11 protein-coding genes are annotated in these 16,157 nt (G+C 68.4%); 5 read left to right on the top strand and 6 right to left on the bottom strand.

Annotation, left to right across the window (positions count from 1 at the left end):
* Nucleotides 1-617 precede the first annotated feature (617 nt).
* Both A9K58_RS14095 and A9K58_RS14090 read right to left on the bottom strand, forming a co-directional pair.
* Complete coding sequence (locus A9K58_RS14095) at nt 618-4,145, bottom strand: hybrid sensor histidine kinase/response regulator (protein ID WP_065199927.1); 3,528 nt, start codon at nt 4,143-4,145, stop codon at nt 618-620.
* A gap of 94 nt (nt 4,146-4,239) precedes the next feature.
* The gene (locus A9K58_RS14090) at nt 4,240-7,782 is read right to left on the bottom strand and encodes a sensor histidine kinase (protein ID WP_065199926.1); all 3,543 of its coding nucleotides are present in this window, start codon (nt 7,780-7,782) and stop codon (nt 4,240-4,242) included.
* A gap of 163 nt (nt 7,783-7,945) precedes the next feature.
* On the opposite strand from A9K58_RS14090, the gene A9K58_RS14085 reads away from it, so the two are divergent.
* The 3 genes from A9K58_RS14085 to A9K58_RS14075 are packed head-to-tail and all read left to right on the top strand — an operon-like array spanning nt 7,946 to nt 9,743.
* On the top strand, nt 7,946-8,584 hold the full coding sequence (locus A9K58_RS14085) for a YceI family protein (RefSeq protein ID WP_065199925.1): 639 nt from the start codon (nt 7,946-7,948) through the stop codon (nt 8,582-8,584).
* A 10-nt stretch (nt 8,585-8,594) separates the two neighbouring features.
* Nucleotides 8,595-9,167, top strand: coding sequence for a cytochrome b (locus tag A9K58_RS14080; protein ID WP_065199924.1), 573 nt, complete (start codon nt 8,595-8,597; stop codon nt 9,165-9,167).
* Between the two features lie 3 nt (nt 9,168-9,170).
* The gene (locus A9K58_RS14075) at nt 9,171-9,743 is read left to right on the top strand and encodes a YceI family protein (protein WP_065199923.1); all 573 of its coding nucleotides are present in this window, start codon (nt 9,171-9,173) and stop codon (nt 9,741-9,743) included.
* 106 nt (nt 9,744-9,849) lie between these two features.
* Here A9K58_RS14075 and A9K58_RS14070 read toward each other — a convergent pair whose 3' ends face one another.
* Nucleotides 9,850-10,083, bottom strand: coding sequence for a glutaredoxin family protein (locus A9K58_RS14070; protein WP_065199922.1), 234 nt, complete (start codon nt 10,081-10,083; stop codon nt 9,850-9,852).
* A gap of 99 nt (nt 10,084-10,182) precedes the next feature.
* Between A9K58_RS14070 and A9K58_RS14065 the strand changes: the two genes are divergently transcribed.
* Entirely contained in the window at nt 10,183-11,565 is a 1,383-nt protein-coding gene (locus A9K58_RS14065; protein ID WP_065199921.1) for an L-serine ammonia-lyase, read from the top strand.
* A gap of 90 nt (nt 11,566-11,655) precedes the next feature.
* Complete coding sequence (locus A9K58_RS14060) at nt 11,656-12,651, top strand: alpha/beta fold hydrolase (protein ID WP_065199920.1); 996 nt, start codon at nt 11,656-11,658, stop codon at nt 12,649-12,651.
* Nucleotides 12,652-12,759: 108 nt separating this feature from the next.
* On the opposite strand, the gene A9K58_RS14055 is transcribed toward A9K58_RS14060, so the two are convergent.
* Genes A9K58_RS14055 through metX form a run of 3 tightly spaced genes read right to left on the bottom strand, consistent with a single transcriptional unit; the run spans nt 12,760 to nt 16,087 of the window.
* Nucleotides 12,760-13,827: a homoserine dehydrogenase family protein gene (locus A9K58_RS14055; protein WP_065199919.1), complete on the bottom strand. Its 1,068-nt coding sequence runs from the start codon at nt 13,825-13,827 to the stop codon at nt 12,760-12,762.
* On the bottom strand, nt 13,824-15,059 hold the full coding sequence (locus tag A9K58_RS14050; protein WP_065199918.1) for an O-succinylhomoserine (thiol)-lyase: 1,236 nt from the start codon (nt 15,057-15,059) through the stop codon (nt 13,824-13,826). Before A9K58_RS14050 ends, A9K58_RS14055 begins: the two co-directional genes overlap by 4 nt.
* On the bottom strand, nt 15,056-16,087 hold the full coding sequence (gene metX / locus A9K58_RS14045) for a homoserine O-succinyltransferase MetX (RefSeq protein ID WP_065199917.1): 1,032 nt from the start codon (nt 16,085-16,087) through the stop codon (nt 15,056-15,058). Before metX ends, A9K58_RS14050 begins: the two co-directional genes overlap by 4 nt.
* Nucleotides 16,088-16,157 lie beyond the last annotated feature (70 nt).

The raw sequence follows: 16,157 nt of genomic DNA, 5'->3' as shown, positions 1-16,157 counted from the left end.
TGTGGGCTTGCAGGACACGCCGTAAACCCGTCCATGGGGGCTCGATGGCGCCATCCATGGCGCCAACGGTCCCGCAATCCCACACCGCCCCACCTCTGACAGGTTCACGCGGCTGTGGGTAACCGCGACTGTTGGAACACGCGGTTTTTGGTAGGTGTCGACCTTGGTCGACACATCTGTCAGATATCGAATTCCAGATTGGGGGTCAGAGCCCGTTGCGCAGCAACGGGATCCGACCCCGTGCTCCGACAAATCGCGGAAAACTGTCGAAGGCGGGGTGGGTCCGGTTGCGGCGGCGTGAGCCGCATGGGCCCGAGGCATGCCTCGGGCAGGTTGGGCAGGACGCGCAACCCCGGTCTTGCCGTGTGCGCAGGACTGCGCACACGAGCAAGCGGCGACCGAGCTTACATGGGTGAGGGCGCTTTGCTTGCGAAGCACTGCTTCGCAAGCGCCCGAACACCCAGCCGCCAGCGGCTGGGCCGGGCCGCGGAGGGGGACCTGCAGCGTCCCCCGCAACCGGACCCACCCCGCCATCCCACGGAATGCAGGCTTTTGACGTTGACGTTGACGTTGACGTTGATTCTGCAAGTGCAGGGCTGCAAGCCCTGCAACAAACCCTACCTGCCCATCACCCTGGCAATCGCTTCCACCAGCAGCTCGCCGGTCACCGGCTTGCGCAGGAACCCCCCGATACCGGCCGCTTCCACCTGCTGCTGCAGGTCAGGATCGGTCCGCGCCGTCACCGCCAGCAGCGGCAGCATGTAGCCCTGGTTGCGCAGGTGCTGGGCCAGCTCGAAACCGCTCAGGCCCGGCAGGTCCAGGTCCAGCAGGCCGACGTCGAAATCAGCGGCACTGACCTCGCGCAGCGCCGCCAGCGCATGGCCGGCATGCACCACCTCATGGCCGCGTGCGCTCAACAGGCCGCGCATCACATCGGCCACGGTGGTGTCGTCCTCGACCAGCAATACGCGCAGCGGCGGCAGGTTGGCAGCATCGTCACGACGCGCGTCAACCTCCGCTCCGGCATGGTCATCGATTCTCAGTGGCAGCGGCAGGATCACGCCGAAGCAGGTGCCACGGCCGAGCTGGCTCTCCACCTGGATACGGCCGTGCATCGCCTGCGCCAGTTCACGGCAGATCGCTAGGCCCAGGCCGCTGCCACCATACTGCGCCGCCGTGCGCGCACCGTCGGCCTGCTCGAAGCGGCGGAACAGGCGCAGCTGCTGCTCCTGGCTGATGCCCGGGCCAGTGTCACGCACTTCGAAGCGCAGCGAGCGAAGCCCGGTATCGCTGCGGGCGTGCAGGGTGACCGTGCCGCGGCTGGTGAACTTGACCGCGTTCGACAGCAGGTTGAGCAGGATCTGGCGCACCCGCATCGCGTCGCCGGTGGCCTGCAGCCCTGGCGGCAACTGGTTGTCGAGGATGAAGCGCAGGCCCTTCTGGGCAGCCAGCGGTCCCATCAACGCGGACAGGTCCTGCAGCAGGCTGCCCAGCATGAACGGCTTGGACTGCAGCTCCAGCCGTCCCGACTCGATACGTGCCAGGTCCAGCGCATCGTTGACCAGGTGCAGCAGGTGCTCGCCTGCATGCCGGATCGACTGCGTGTAGCCGCGCTGCTGGGGGTCCAGCGGCGAGGCCAGCAGCAGTTCGCTCATGCCCAGCACCCCCGTCATCGGCGTACGGATCTCATGGCCGAGGTTGGCCAGGAAGCGGGTCTTGGCCGCCGAAGCCTGTTCGGCCAGCTCCTGCTTGTGCAGTGCCAGCTGGTAGGCATGCCGGCGCTGCAGGCGGCGGCGGTACAGCCAGGCGAACCAACTGGTCAGCAGCAGCGCGAACGAGGCCAGCACCAGCAGGCCGGACAGGCTGCGCCACCACGGCGGCTGCACGCGGAACTCCAGGCCCTGCACCCGCGACCAGACGTGGTCGGCCGAACGGGCCTGCACTTCCAGCCGATAGCTGCCCGGTGGCAGCCGCGAGAACAGGCGCTCACCTGCCGGCCCCACTTCCACCCAGTCCGGGTCATAGCCGGCCAGCCGGTAGCGGTAGGTGTTGGACGCCGAATCGGCGAACGACAGCAGGCGCGCCACGATGCGCAGGTCGCGGTCGCCATCGGCGATCTGCAATGGCGTGTCGTGGGTCAGGTCCAGCACCTGCTCGTTGCGGCGCACCTCGACCCGCTCGATCACCAGGGGCGCGCGCCGCAAGGATGGCCGCACCTGCTCCGGGTCGAACACCACAACGCCTGCCGGCGTCCCCGCCACCAGGTAGCCATCCTTGGACATCACCAGGGTGTGCTCGCGGAACTCCTGGCTCGGCAGGCCGTCGTGCACGCCATACAGGCGCACGCTTTGGCCATCGGCCCCGACCCGCACCAGGCCGCGCGCGCTGGTGGCCCAGGCCACGCCCTGCGCATCGACCACCAGGCTGGTCGCGGAGATCGCCGGATAGCCCTGCTCGGCACCGACCACTGCCTGCCGCTCCAGACGGCCCTGGCTCCAGTGGTATCTCGACAGGCGGCCATCCTCGGACAGCCAGACCTCGCCGTTGCTGCCGACGTGCATCGCATGGATGGCCGTGGCAGGCGCGCCGGGCACCGGCTGGAAGCGTTCGCTTTCCGGCAGCCACTGCAGCAGGCCACGGCTGCTGGCCAGCCAGATGTGGTCCTGCGGCCCGCATTCGACATCAAGATTGAGCTGGCCCTGCTGCAATCCGCGCTGGCCATTGTCCAGTTGGCGACGCAGGCGCCCGTCCAGGTCGCGCTGCTGCAGGCCGGACGGCAACATCAGCCAGAGGCTGTCGCCATCGCAGGTCATCATCGATTCGATGACGCCCTCCATGGTCGCGTCGGCGCCGGCATCACGGCCCCAGCGGCGCAGGTCGCGCCGCTTCGGGTCGTAGCGCAGCAGTGCATCATTCGAACCGATCCAGACCTGGCCGCGCCGATCCTCGCGCACCGACGTCAGCCAGTGCATGCCATTGACCCAGGTGCGATGCTGTTCGATGCGGCCGGTCTTCGGGTCGAAGCGGTCCAACGCGCCGTGGCTGCCGACGGTCCAGACGCCGCCACTGCTCGACGGGCTGGTGCCCAGCACGAAGGCATTACGCAGCGAACCGGGGTCATCCTCCAGTCGCGACAGCACCGAGAACTGCCACCAGCGTGGCAACAGGTGCCAGAGGCCGGCATTGGTGCTGGCCAGCCAGATCCCTCCTTCACGATCCTCGTAGGCGCCGGTCCAGTTCGGCCGTACCGGGCCACGCGCCACCGCGCTGTACAGCGGCACGGCCTGGTACTGGCCATTGACCGCCCGGCCCAGGCCGGTCCGGGTGTCCAGCCAATAACCGCCCTGCTCGTCACGCAGCATCATGCCCAGGATCTGCTCGCCCTCCGGCAGCGCCCACGGCGGGGCTTCGAATCGGCCGTCGGGGCGACGCACCGTGGCACCGGCCATGGTGCTGATCCACAGGCTGCCGTCAGGCTCGGCAGTCAGGCCATTGATCAGCTCGCTGGGGATGAGGCCCTCACCGATGCGCTCGAAATCGGTCCCGGTCCAGCGCGCGACACCGTGCTTGGTGCCGATCCACAGGCTGCCATCGGCCAGCGTCGCCAGGTAGGGCACCGATGCCGCCGGCAGGCTGCGCGGATTGTTGGCCTCCGGCAGGAAGCGCTGCAATCGATCCTGGCTGTCCAGCCGGTACAGGCCACCTTCGTGCGTACCGAACCAGACCGAGCCGTCCGGCGTGGCCGCCAGGCTCCACACGGTGTTGGAGCCCATCAGCGGTTGGCTGCTGCGGTCGTAGAAGTGCAGCTGGCGGCGGTCGGCCGACATCCGCACCAGCCCGGCGTTCTCGGTGCCGATCCACAGCTGGTTGCGGGCATCGACCAGCACCGTCCAGATGCGGTTGTCGCGCAACCCGTCCTCCGAGCGCCAGATCCGGTAATTGCGCCCGTCATAGCGGGCCAGGCCGTCGTTGGTGGCGATCCACAGGTAGCCGTAGCGGTCCTCGGCCATGCGGTTGACCGTGTTGGACGGCAATCCGTCGAACACCGTCACCTGCCGGGGGCTGGGAGGCACCGGCTGCGCTGCAGCAGGTGGCAGGCAGCACAGGAGGACCAGCAGCACCATCGCCGCCCTCAGATACGTCACCGATTGCCTCCTCACGCTGCCTGATGGTGCCCGCGCTGCGAGCGTCGGCATGGTAAACCGAAAGTCAGCCCGTTCACGCCGCGCACCGACGCATTCAATGGCGCGACTGGCGTTTCGCGTGGGCCTGTGCAATCGCTGCCACCAGCATGTCGCCGGTCACCGGCTTGCGCAGGAAACCGTCGAATCCGGCGGCCAGCACCTGCGTCTCGGCATAGGCATCGGAGCGCGCGGTGACCGCGACCAGCGGAAGCTCGTACCCCATCGTGCGCAGCTGGCGGGCGATGGAGGTGCCATCCATTGCCGGCAGGTCGAGGTCGAGCAGGCCTGCGTCGAAGCCGTGGGTAGCGATCTCCGAGAGCGCACCCAGGCCGTGCAGGACATGCACGACCTCATGGCCCCGGCTGCGCAGCAGCCCGCCAATGACCTCGGCCACCGTCGCATCGTCTTCGACCAGCAGGATGCGCAGGGGCGGCAGCACCGGCAACAGGGTCGCCTCGCCTGGCGCGCTCGTGGCCTGCCGCGTCCATGGCAGGGGCAACCACACCCGGAAGCGCGCGCCCTTGCCCAGCTGGCTGTCCACCTCGATCCGGCCATTCATGGCCACGGCCAGCTCCTGGCAGATCGCCAGGCCCAGCCCGCTGCCGCCGTAACGTGATGCCGTGCGCGGGCCGTCGGCCTGTTCGAAGCGGTGGAACAGGCGTGCCTGCTGTTCGGCGCTGATGCCCGGGCCACTGTCATGCACCTCGAAGCAAAGTCCCGCCCCCTTCTCATCCAGCTGCACGGCCAGGCCGACATGGCCACGCTCGGTGAACTTGATCGCATTGCCGAGGAGGTTGAGCAGGATCTGGCGCACACGCATCTCATCGCCGCTTACGCTGACCGGCCCCGGCGGATCATCACCCCGCTGGAAGTCCAGGTGGCGCTGCGCCGCCATCGGCTGCATGAGCGACTGTACCTGGTCGAGCAGGCCAACCAGGTCGAACGGGCGCAGATCCAGCTCCAGGCGGCCCGCTTCGATGCGGGCCAGGTCGAGCGCATCATTCACCAGCCGCAGCAGGTGGCTGCCGGCCTGCTGGATCGAGCCGGCATAGCTGCGCTGCACCGGATCCAGTGGCGTCGCCAGCAGCAACTCGCTCATGCCAAGCACCCCGGTCATCGGCGTGCGCACCTCGTGGCCCAGCGTGGCCAGGAAGCGACTCTTGGCCTGCGAAGCCTGCTCGGCCAGCCGTTGCTTGTGCACGGTCAACTGCCATTGCTGGCGGCGGCGCAGGCGCGCCCGGATCGACCATGCCAGGGTGAGCAGCAGCAGGGAACCGATCAGCAGGTAACCAAAGATCGCCATGCCGCTGCGCCACCACGGCGGCAGCACTTTCGCGTGCAGCGTCTGCGCAGGGGTCCATGTGCCATTGGCCGTCGCCGCCTGCACTTCGATGACATAACGGCCCGTCGGCAGCCGCGACAACGTGCGTTGCCCGTCACTGCCCTGCTCCACCCAGTCCTGGTCATAACCCTGCACCCGGAAGCGGTAACGGTTGCCCTGCGGGTTTGCATAGGACAGCAACCGCGCATTGATCTGCAGGTCGCGATCATCGGGCCCCAGCAACAGCGTCCCGGTGATCGGCAGGGGTTGCCAGCCGCGGGCATCCTCGCGGCGTACGCGTACATCGGTGATCACCAGCGACGAGGGCGGCAGCACGACATCGGCGGCGTTCACGTCGAACGCGACCAGCCCGGACTGCGCGACCGCCAGCACGCGACCGTCGGCATTCACCGCTGGCGGCCGGCCGGTGAATTCGGCGTCGGGCAGGCCGTTGCGTTCGTTGAACTGCTGCAGGCGGCGTGCGCCGGGATCCCAGCGCAGCAGCCCGCGCGGCGTGGTTGCCCACAGGCGGCCATCGTCAGCCAGCGCCAGCCCGCCCATGCTGACCGGAGGCACGCCGGCGCTTCCATCGATGCGCTGGACCAGGTGCAGGCTGGTGCCGTTCCACTGGTAGCGCTCGAACGCCCCTTGCCGGGCCAGCCAGAGCTGTTGCGGATCAATCCAGGCCAGGTCGAAGATGGGCCCGCGCGAAACGCCCGGTATGGCCTCGAAGCGCCCGGCCTGTTCGCGCCAGACCCCCATGTTCCCGACAATCCAGGGCTTGCCCAGGGCATCGAAACGGATCTGCTCGACAGGCGCATCGGTGGCTTCGTGGAAATCATCCAGCGGGTAGCTGCGCAGCAGGCGGCCGTCCGCATTTCGTTGCTGCAGTCCAAGGTTCATCACCGAAAGCCACACCGTGCCGTCGGGCGCCTGCCGCATCAGGTCGATGCGCTGGCGCAGGTCGGCGCCACCGTCGAGGTGCCAGTCGTTCAGCGCACGGGTGGCGGGGTCGTACACGCTCAGGCGACCGGCGCGCCCCAGCCACAGGCGCCCGCCCGGCCGCGGCAACACCGACCACACCGCACCATTGCCGATCTCGCGCTCACTGGCCAGCAGCCGCAGCGTGCCCTGCGCATCCAGCTGGTACACGCCGTGCGCCGAACCCACGTAGTAGTTCCGGCCATCGCTGGCCGCACTCAGCAGGTACTGGCTGTCCAGCGGCTTGCCGTCCAGCTGGTTCCAGATCGAGAAGCGGCGCCAGTCGGGCGGCAGGTAGGCCAGCCCCTGGGTCAGCAGGGCCACCCACAGCCCTCCTTCATGGTCCTGCAGCAGATCAAGCACACCGCTGTGTGCCGTCAGAAAACCACTGCCGCGATCACCGTCGAGCCGGCGCAGCGCGCTGGCGTCACCGCGCAGCAGGCCTTCGGACATCCCCACCCAGTAACCTCCCTGACGATCAGCCAGCACCAGCGCTGAGCGCAGCCGAGCACTGTCGGCCCATCGCGGGCGACTGACCCGATCCTCCGGGTCGACACGGTACAGGCCGTCATTCTGGCTACCGACCCAGATCGACCCATCCGGATCGCGGCTCAGCCGCAGCACGCTCAGCTGGCCCAGTTCGCGGGGTGCCACGGGCTCGAATCCTTGGCCGTTCCACCGCGCCACCCCGGCTTCGGTGCCGATCCACAGGCGTCCCTTCGTGTCGACCAGGCTGCTGAAGATGGTGTTGCTGGGCAACCCGCCGGGCCGGGCCGGGTCATGCCTGAAGAAGCGCAGGCTGCCGTCCTCATCCAGGCGGCAGACGCCGCGGGCGCTGGTGCCGATCCACAATGCGTCGTCGGTGTAGGCCAGCGTCCACACCTCGCCCATGTGCACGCCGTTGAACGCATCGAACGTCCTGAAGCGCGCGCGGTCCGCATCGAGCCGTGCCAGGCCCTTGCCGTTGATTCCGACCCATACGCGGTCCAGCGGATCGACGAGCAGGGTCTCGATCTCGTTGCCCGGCAGCGAACCCGGCTGTTGCGGATCGTGCTCCCAGACCCGCAGGCCTGCGCCGTCGTAGCGCACCAGGCCGCCATCGGTGGCCGCCCAGACATGCCCCTGGCGGTCCTCCGCCAGGGCCAGCACCGTCCGCGACGGCATGCCTTCGGCGGCACCAAACCGGCGCAAGCGCGGTGTTTCGGCCATGTCCACGCTGGCAGCCGCCGCAGCAGCGGCCAGCAGCAGCAGTCCCGCCCAGATGCATCGGCACCCCAGGCGCCAGCCAATCGTCATCCTGAACCCCCTGTCCTGCCCTGATTGTCACACAGGGGGGAGCCCCGGCTGCAACAGCCTGTTTCCCTGCACATCCCACCACGAACTGTTGCAGCCATGCACGCAGCGTTGTCGGGGACCTGTGCGTATGATCGCAGTGTCCCCGTTCCGGAGCCCGCCATCGATGCGTCCCCGCCTGGCCCTGGCCCTGCTGCCGATGCTGCTCGCCACCGATCCCTCCTGGGCGGCTGCAGAGGCATATCGTCTCGATCCGGTGCATACGCGGGTGCTGTTCACCATCGACCACGCGGGCTACTCGCAGGCCATGGGCACGGTGTCCGGGAGTGAAGGCCGCCTGCAGTTCGATCCCGACAACTGGCGCGAAGCCAGTCTCGACGTCGAGGTGCCCGTGTCGCGATTGGACCTTGGCGATCCCCAATGGAACCAGGCCACGCTGGCCCGCAGCCTGCTCGACGGCGAGCGTTTCCCCAGCGCGCGATTCGTCTCCACCCGGGTCGAACCGATCGATGACCGGCATGCCCGCGTCATCGGCACCCTCACCCTGCGCGGGGTCAGCCAGGAAATCACGCTGGACGTGACGCTCAACGCCATCAAGCGCTACCCGCTCCCTCCTTTCCGGCGCACCGCCGGCTTTTCCGCCAGCACCACACTGAGCCGGCGCGCGTTCGGCATCACCGCCTGGCCCGGCGTCATCGGTGACGCGGTACAGCTGCGGATCGAGGCTGAAGCCACCCTTGAGCGCAGCGATGCGCCGGGACCCCCCGCCCCCGCTTCCCGCTCCAACCCCAAGACGGCCCGCTAGAGGACCCCGCATGACCGCCAAGAACACCCCCGCCGCCTGGGGAAGTGTCAGCCAGACCCTGCATTGGTTGATCGCAGTGCTGATCCTCGCCCTTGGCGTGGTCGGCCTGACCATGGATGAACTGCCCAGGACGCCCAAGTACTTCTGGGTCTACACCGCGCACAAGTCGATCGGCATCACCGTGCTGGCGCTGGTGCTGTTCCGTCTCGGCTGGCGCCTGTACGCCGGAGCCCCGAAACCGGTGCCCGGCGTGCCTGGCTGGCAGGAACGCATCGCCAGTGCCACCCACGTGCTGCTGTATGTGCTGATGTTCGCCATTCCGCTGTCGGGCTGGCTGTACGATTCGGCCAGCGGCCTGCGCCCGTTCCGCTGGTTCGGCCTGGTCGACGTGCCCAAGCTGAGCGCCCCGGACCCGCAGGTCGTGGCGGTGTCCCATGCCCTCCATGAGTACGGCTTCTGGCTGTTGATCGCGGTGGTCCTGGCCCATGCCGGTGCCGCCTTCTACCACCACCTGTTCCAGCGCGACGCAACGTTGTCCCGCATGTTGCCGCGCGGCTGGCTCGCCTCCCCTCAGAAGGACTGACCGATGAAGCTGAAACTGACCACTCCGGCCGCCGTGGCCACCGCCCTGGCCGGCATGCTGGCAACCGCCCCGGCGCTCGCCGCCGACTACGCGCAGGCCCCCGGCGCTGGTTCCATCCTGGTGTTTGCCACCAAGTACGACGGCGAAGTGTTTACCGGCAGCTTTCCGGGCTTTGCGACCAAGCTCAGCTTCGACCCGGCCAACCCCTCCGCCGGCTCGCTGGACGTGGTGATCCCGCTGGCCGGCGCCAAGAGCGGCAACAGCGACCGTGACTCGACCCTGCAGGGGGCAGACTTCTTCAATGTCAGCAAGTTCGCTACCGCGCGCTATACCGCCAAGGGTTTCCGTGCGCTCGGCAATGATCAGTTCGCCGCGGACGGTACGCTGGAGCTGCGCGGGGTCAGCAAGCCGGTCACCCTGACCTTCACCTGGAAGCCGGGCGCGCAGCCGGTCCTGACAGGAAAGGCCACGGTCAAGCGCCTGGACTTCGGCGTCGGCGGCGGCGACTGGGCCGACACCAAGACGATTCCGGACGAAACCGCGATCAGCACGATCGTGAAGTTCAACGCCAAGTGAGCAACAACGGGCCGGGGGTACTGCCCCGGCCGCATCCTGTAGAGCCGAGCCATGCTCGGCTGCTGTCCAGGTTGCGATGCGCGCTTCGGCCGGGCGTGGCCCGGCTCTACAGTGGGCTTTCAGCCAGCCAGGCCTGCACCGTCGCCGCGTCGAACGGCCAGTCCAGCTCGCGGTCGCCGCGCTCGTCACGCAGCACCGGCACCCGCGCGCCATAGCGGGCTTCCAGCGCAGGCTGGTCGTCCAGGAACACCGAGTCGAATTCCGGCGCGCGCGCCTTGGCCAGCTCGGCCAGTGCCATGTCGCACAGGTGGCAGTCGTCACGCTGGAACAGGGTCAACACCGTTTTTGCTCCCTTGGCCCGAATGCTGCGCCGCAGCCATCGAGTGGCCCGGCAAGCCGCTAGAATAGCGGCTTGTCCGGTACCCGCAGTTTGGCATCCATGGCTGTCAGCACGTTCGACGTTTTCAAGATCGGCATTGGCCCGAGTTCCTCGCACACCGTCGGGCCGATGAAGGCCGCCGAGCGATTCATCCACCGCTGGTTGCTGGACCCGGGCCGGCTGCACGAGGTCGCCCGCATCCGCGCCGATGTCTATGGTTCGCTGGCGCTGACCGGCCGCGGCCATGGTACGGACAAGGCGATCCTGCTGGGCCTGGAGGGCCAGCGGCCGAACCTGATCGACCCGGACATCATCCCGGCCACCCTGGAGCGCATCCGCAGCAGCAAGCGCCTCCAGCTGATGGGCCAGCACAAGATCGCGTTCGACGAGAAGCGCGACCTCGGCATGAACAAGCGCCAGAAGCTGCCCTACCACACCAACGGCATGCGCTTCACCGCGTACAACGCCGACGACGAAGTGATCGCCACCCGCGATTACTACTCCGTCGGTGGCGGCTTCGTGGTCAACCAGGACGATGCAGCCGATGACCGCATCGTGCCCGACGAAACGCCGCTGCCCTACCCGTTCAAGAGCGGCGACGAGCTGCTGGCACAGACCGCGCGCAGCGGATTGAGCATCGCCCAGCTGATGTTCGAGAACGAGAAGTGCTGGCGCAGCGAAGACGAGATCCGCGGGAAGCTGCGCGAAATCTGGAGCGCGATGCAGTCGTGCGTGGCACGCGGCATCCGCGAGGAGGGCGTGCTTCCGGGTGGACTGAAGGTCGGTCGTCGTGCACCGGCACTGTACCGCGAACTGTCGTCGAAGCCCGAAGCGGCAATGCGCGACCCGCTGACCACGCTGGACTGGGTCAACCTGTACGCGCTGGCCGTGAATGAGGAGAACGCTGCCGGTGGCCGCGTGGTGACCGCGCCAACCAACGGTGCGGCCGGCGTGCTGCCCGCAGTGCTGCATTACTTCGATCGCTTCTGCCCCGGCGCGAACGAGCAGCGCGTGTTCGACTTCCTGCTGACCTCGGCGGCAATCGGCATCCTCTACAAGGAAAATGCCTCGATCTCCGGTGCCGAAGTGGGCTGCCAGGGCGAGGTTGGCGTGGCCTGCTCGATGGCGGCCGGCGGCCTGGTCGCGGCGCTTGGTGGCAACCCGAGCCAGATCGAAAACGCGGCGGAAATCGGCATGGAGCACAACCTGGGCCTGACCTGCGACCCGATCGGCGGCCTGGTGCAGATCCCCTGCATCGAGCGCAACGCGATGGGCGCGGTGAAGGCGATCAATGCCTCGCGCATGGCGATGCGTGGCGACGGCAAGCACAAGGTGTCGCTGGACAAGGTCATCAAGACCATGCGCGACACCGGTCGCGACATGCAGGACAAGTACAAGGAAACCAGCCGCGGCGGCCTGGCGGTGAACGTCATCGAGTGCTGAGTTGTAGAGCCGAGCCCATGCTCGGCTCTACACCAGGCACCGTCACCGCGTTCCGGTTAGGCTCGGAGCTCCCTCGCCCTGGAGTTCGCCATGCGCGTGATCGCTGCCGCCCTGCTTGCCTGCCTTCCGCTGTCGGCCCTGGCCGCCCCGGCCTACGGGCCACGGCTGGAGGGTTTCGATTACGGCCATCCGGTGAAGACCTTCGCGCTGGAATCGCAGCGCCAACCCCTGGAGATGGCCTACCTGGACATCGCGCCAAAAGACCCGCCCATCGGCGTGGTGGTACTGCTGCACGGCAAGAACTTCTGTGCGGCGACCTGGAAGGCATCGATCCAGCCGCTCGTCGCGGCCGGCTACCGGGTGATCGCACCGGACCAGGTCGGCTTCTGCAAGTCCAGCAAGCCGGAGCGCTACCAGTACACGTTCGCCCAGCTGGCCGCCAACACCCACGCCCTGCTGCAGCAACTGCAGCTGGGTGACGTGCCGGTCCACCTGGTGGGCCACTCGATGGGCGGCATGCTGGCAGTGCGCTACGCGCTGATGTTCCCGCAGGACCTGCGCAGCCTGTCGCTGGTGAACCCGATCGGGCTGGAAGACTGGAAGGCGCTGGGCGTACCCTGGCGCAGCGTGGACACATGGTACGCCGGCGAAATGAAGGTCAGCTACGACACCATCCGCCGCTACCAGCTGGACGTCTACTACGACGGCAAATGGAAGCCCGCCTACGAGACATGGGCACGGATGCAGTCGGGCATGTACGAAGGCCCCGGCAGGCAGGCGGTCGCATGGAGCCAGGCACTGGCGTCGGACATGGTGTTCAACCAGCCAGTGGTTTACGAACTGAAGAACCTGCAGGTGCCGACCACGCTGTTCATCGGCCAAAGGGACCGCACCGCGATCGGCCGCGACCTGGCGCCGCCTGCGGTGAAGGCGACGCTGGGCAACTATCCGGCACTCGGCAAGGCAGCGGCGGCAGCGATTCCCGGGGCCGTGCTGGTCGAGTTCGCCGAGCTGGGCCATTCGCCGCAGGTGCAGGACCCGGAGCAGTTCAACAGCGCGTTGCTGAGGTCCTTGAAGTCGCGCTGACCGGCAGGCGTGCTCCTGTAGAGCCGAGCCCATGCCCGGCTGCTTCTGGCCAGATCCCCTCCTGCGGGATGAGCCGAGCATGGGTTCGGCTCTACAGGAACAATGCGATCAGCCGACGATCCGCAGCACATCATCCAGCAGCGCGGCGGCGGTCACTTCCGCGCCCGCGCCCGGTCCCTGGATCAACAAGGGCTGGCGCTGATAGCGATCACTGTGGATGGCCACGCGGTTGTCGGTACCCGCCCCCTGCGCCAAGGGATGGTCGGCCGGCAACTCGCGCAGTCCCACCTGCGCGCCCTCGCCGTCGACGCGGCCGACGAAGCGCAGCACGCGACCATTGGCGTGCGCCTGCTGCCAACGCGCCTGCAGCGGCGCATCCAGTTGTTCCAGCGCAGCCAGTGCGCCCGGCAACGGCAACGCTGCCAGCGCATCAGGTACCAGCGAATCCACCTGCACCTGCGCAGCATCCAACGCCAGCCCACTGCTGCGGGCCAGGATCAGCAGTTTGCGGCGCACATCCTCGCCGGACAGATCCAGGCGCGGATCCGGTTCGGTGTAGCCGGCCGCCAACGCCTCGCGCACCGCCGCCGAGAACGGCGACCGGCCGTCATAGCGATGGAACAGCCACGCCAGCGAACCGGACAGCACGCCCTCGATCGCATGGATGTGATCACCACCGGCCACCAGTGCGCGCAGGCTGCTCAGCAGCGGCAGCCCGGCACCGACGGTGGCGCTGTCGCCATAGCGCGCACCACTGTCGGCACAGCTCTCCGCAATGGCCTGCGCGCGTGCCAGCTGCGCACCACGGCCCAGCTTGTTGGCCGTCACCACGTGCACGCCCCGCGCCAGCCACTGCACGTGACGTGCGGCCACGTCTTCGCTGGCGGTGGCATCAACCACCACGTCGCCACGCTCCAGTCCTTCGGCGCCGGCCCAGGGCGGCGAACCGAGGCCGTCGCGCGGTGCACGCCGCGCCAGCTCCAGCGGCAACGCCAGGTCGCGATCGATCGCCAGTGCGGTGCGCGAATTGGCCAGCCACTGCACGCTGGGCAGCTCCAGCCCGCGTGCCTGCAACGCCTGGTAGCGCTGCACGAAGGCCGAGCCCACCGTGCCGGTGCCAAGCAGCGCCAGGCGCCCTGCACCAGGCACGGGAATTTCAGCGGCAAGCGCGCTCATGCGTCCACCACCTGTTTGCGGCGCGCGGCCGCATCAATCACCGCTTCGGCACGCTGCAGCGCCGCGCCCAGATCGGCCAGCAGGTCACGCTCGGCCTCGATGCCGACCGACAGCCGCAGCAGGCCCTCGCTGATGCCGGCCGCCACACGCGCTTCGGCGGTCATCGCCGCATGGGTCATGGTGGCCGGATGCGCGACCAGGCTCTCGACGCCGCCCAGCGATTCGGCCAGGGTGAAACAGCGCAGGCCATCAACGAACGCGCGCACCGCCGCATGCGGATCATCGCCGGGGCAATGCGCCAGTTCGAATGACAGCATCGCGCCGAAGCCGCTTTGCTGGCGGGCAGCGATGGCATGGCCCGGATGATCGGCCAGGCCTGGGTAGTACACCGTGCCGACCGCCGGATGCTGGTCCAGCAGGGCAACGATCGAGGCGGTGTTCTCCTGGTGCACGCGCAGGCGCGCATCCAGCGTGCGCAGGCCGCGCAGGGTCAGGAAGGCATCGAACGGCGAGCCGGTCAGGCCCAGTGCGTTGCCCCACCACACCAGCTGCTCGTGCAGTGCCGGATCGCGCGCGACCACCGCGCCGCCGACCACGTCGCTGTGGCCGTTGATGTACTTGGTGGTGGAATGCAGCACCAGGTCCGCACCGAACGACAGCGGCTGCTGCAGGGCCGGCGACAGGAACGTGTTGTCGACCACTACGAGTGCGCCGGCCTTGTGCGCGGCATCGATGACGAAGCGCAGGTCGGTGATGCGCAGCAGCGGGTTGGACGGCGTTTCCACCAGCACCAGCTTCGGCTGGGTGGCCAGGGCCTGGGCCAGTGCACGCGGATCGGTCAGGTCGGCGGTGACCAGCTCGAAATGCCCCTTCTTCGCCAGTGCGTTGAACAGGCGCCAGCTGCCACCGTACGCATCGTGCGGCACGACCAGGGTGTCGCCCGGTTGCAGCAGCGCGTTCAGCACCAGGTTGATCGCGCCCATGCCGGTCGCCGTGATGACGCCGCCGGCGCCGCCCTCCAGTTCGGCCAGCGCTTCACCCAGCAGGTCGCGGGTGGGATTGCCACTGCGCGTGTAGTCGTACTGGCGCTTGTTGCCGAAACCTTCAAAGCTGAAGTTCGACGACAGCACGATCGGTGGCGTGACCGCGCCGTGCGCGGTGTCCCGATCGATGCCGGCACGGACGGCGGCAGTGGTGCGACTACAGGATGGCTCGTTGGCGTGCAGGCTCATGCGGACTCTCCAGAAGTGCGGAAGGCAGTGGCGAGGATCGCGTCGATGCGATCGGTCTCTTTGAGGAAGGCGTCGTGGCCATAGGGCGAGCGCAGGACGCGCAGGCTGCCGCGCGGGCCCAGCCCTTCGACCAGGCCGACCAGGTCGGCCAGCGGCACCAGGCGGTCCCCCTCCACGGCTACCACCACGGTGGGCGGCAGGATCGCGGTGGGGTCGACGCGGTGCAGGTCGATTGATTCGGACAGGCGCAGGTAGGCGGCCACCGGCGTGCGCGCGACGTACTGCGCGCCGGCTGCGTCGAGATAGTCCTCGGCGGCCACGCGCACGCGGCCGTTGATGACCTCCGGCGCGGCATCGAAACGCTCGCCGAATTCTTCCGGCGTACGGTAGCTGAGCATGGCGAACTGCCGGGCCAGGGCCAGGCCATGATCCTCGCCGCACTGCAACTGGCCTAGGGCGACCGCGCGGCGCTGCAGCGCACGCCAGGCAGCCGCGTAAGGATGCGGGCGATGTGCACCACTGGCCAGCACCAGCTGCCGCACGCGGGCACGGTGCCGGATCGCGAACTGCTGGCCGACCAGCGCGCCGTACGAATAGCCCACGAACGCCTTCAGCGCACGGATGCCCAGATGGTCCAGCACCAGCGCCAATGCATCGGCCTGGTCGGCGGTATCGATCGGCACGTCCAGCGCACCATCGGCACCGATGAAATCGAAGGCGAGCACACGCAGCTGTTGCGGATCCAGCGCACGGCCGCTGCCGACCAGGCCTTCGGCCCAGCCCTTCTCGCTGAACTGCGCGTTGGATGCCACATGGCGATGGGCGGAAATGCCGCCGGCCAGCACCACCGCCGGCGCGTTGGCGGGGCCTACCCATTCGTAGCGCAGGCGCACCGGGCGGGGGCCGGCGTGACGCATCGGCAGCACCGCGGCGAACTCACCGCGCTCGGCATGCACGCGGTCTGCGACCGGGACGCTGACGGGGACAAAGGGTTCGGGGCGAACGGCGGTACTGGTGGCGAAGCTCATGGCGGGATCCGGTTGGGGAATCGGCCATCGAGCCTTCGCGGGGCTCGCGTTCGAGATGCACGCAGGGTGC

The organism is Stenotrophomonas maltophilia (genome assembly GCF_001676385.1).
In the GTDB taxonomy this organism is placed as follows: Bacteria; Pseudomonadota; Gammaproteobacteria; order Xanthomonadales; family Xanthomonadaceae; genus Stenotrophomonas; species Stenotrophomonas maltophilia_J.
Note: the sequence above shows the minus strand (reverse complement) of the source record. Positions and strands in the feature narration are given on the sequence as shown.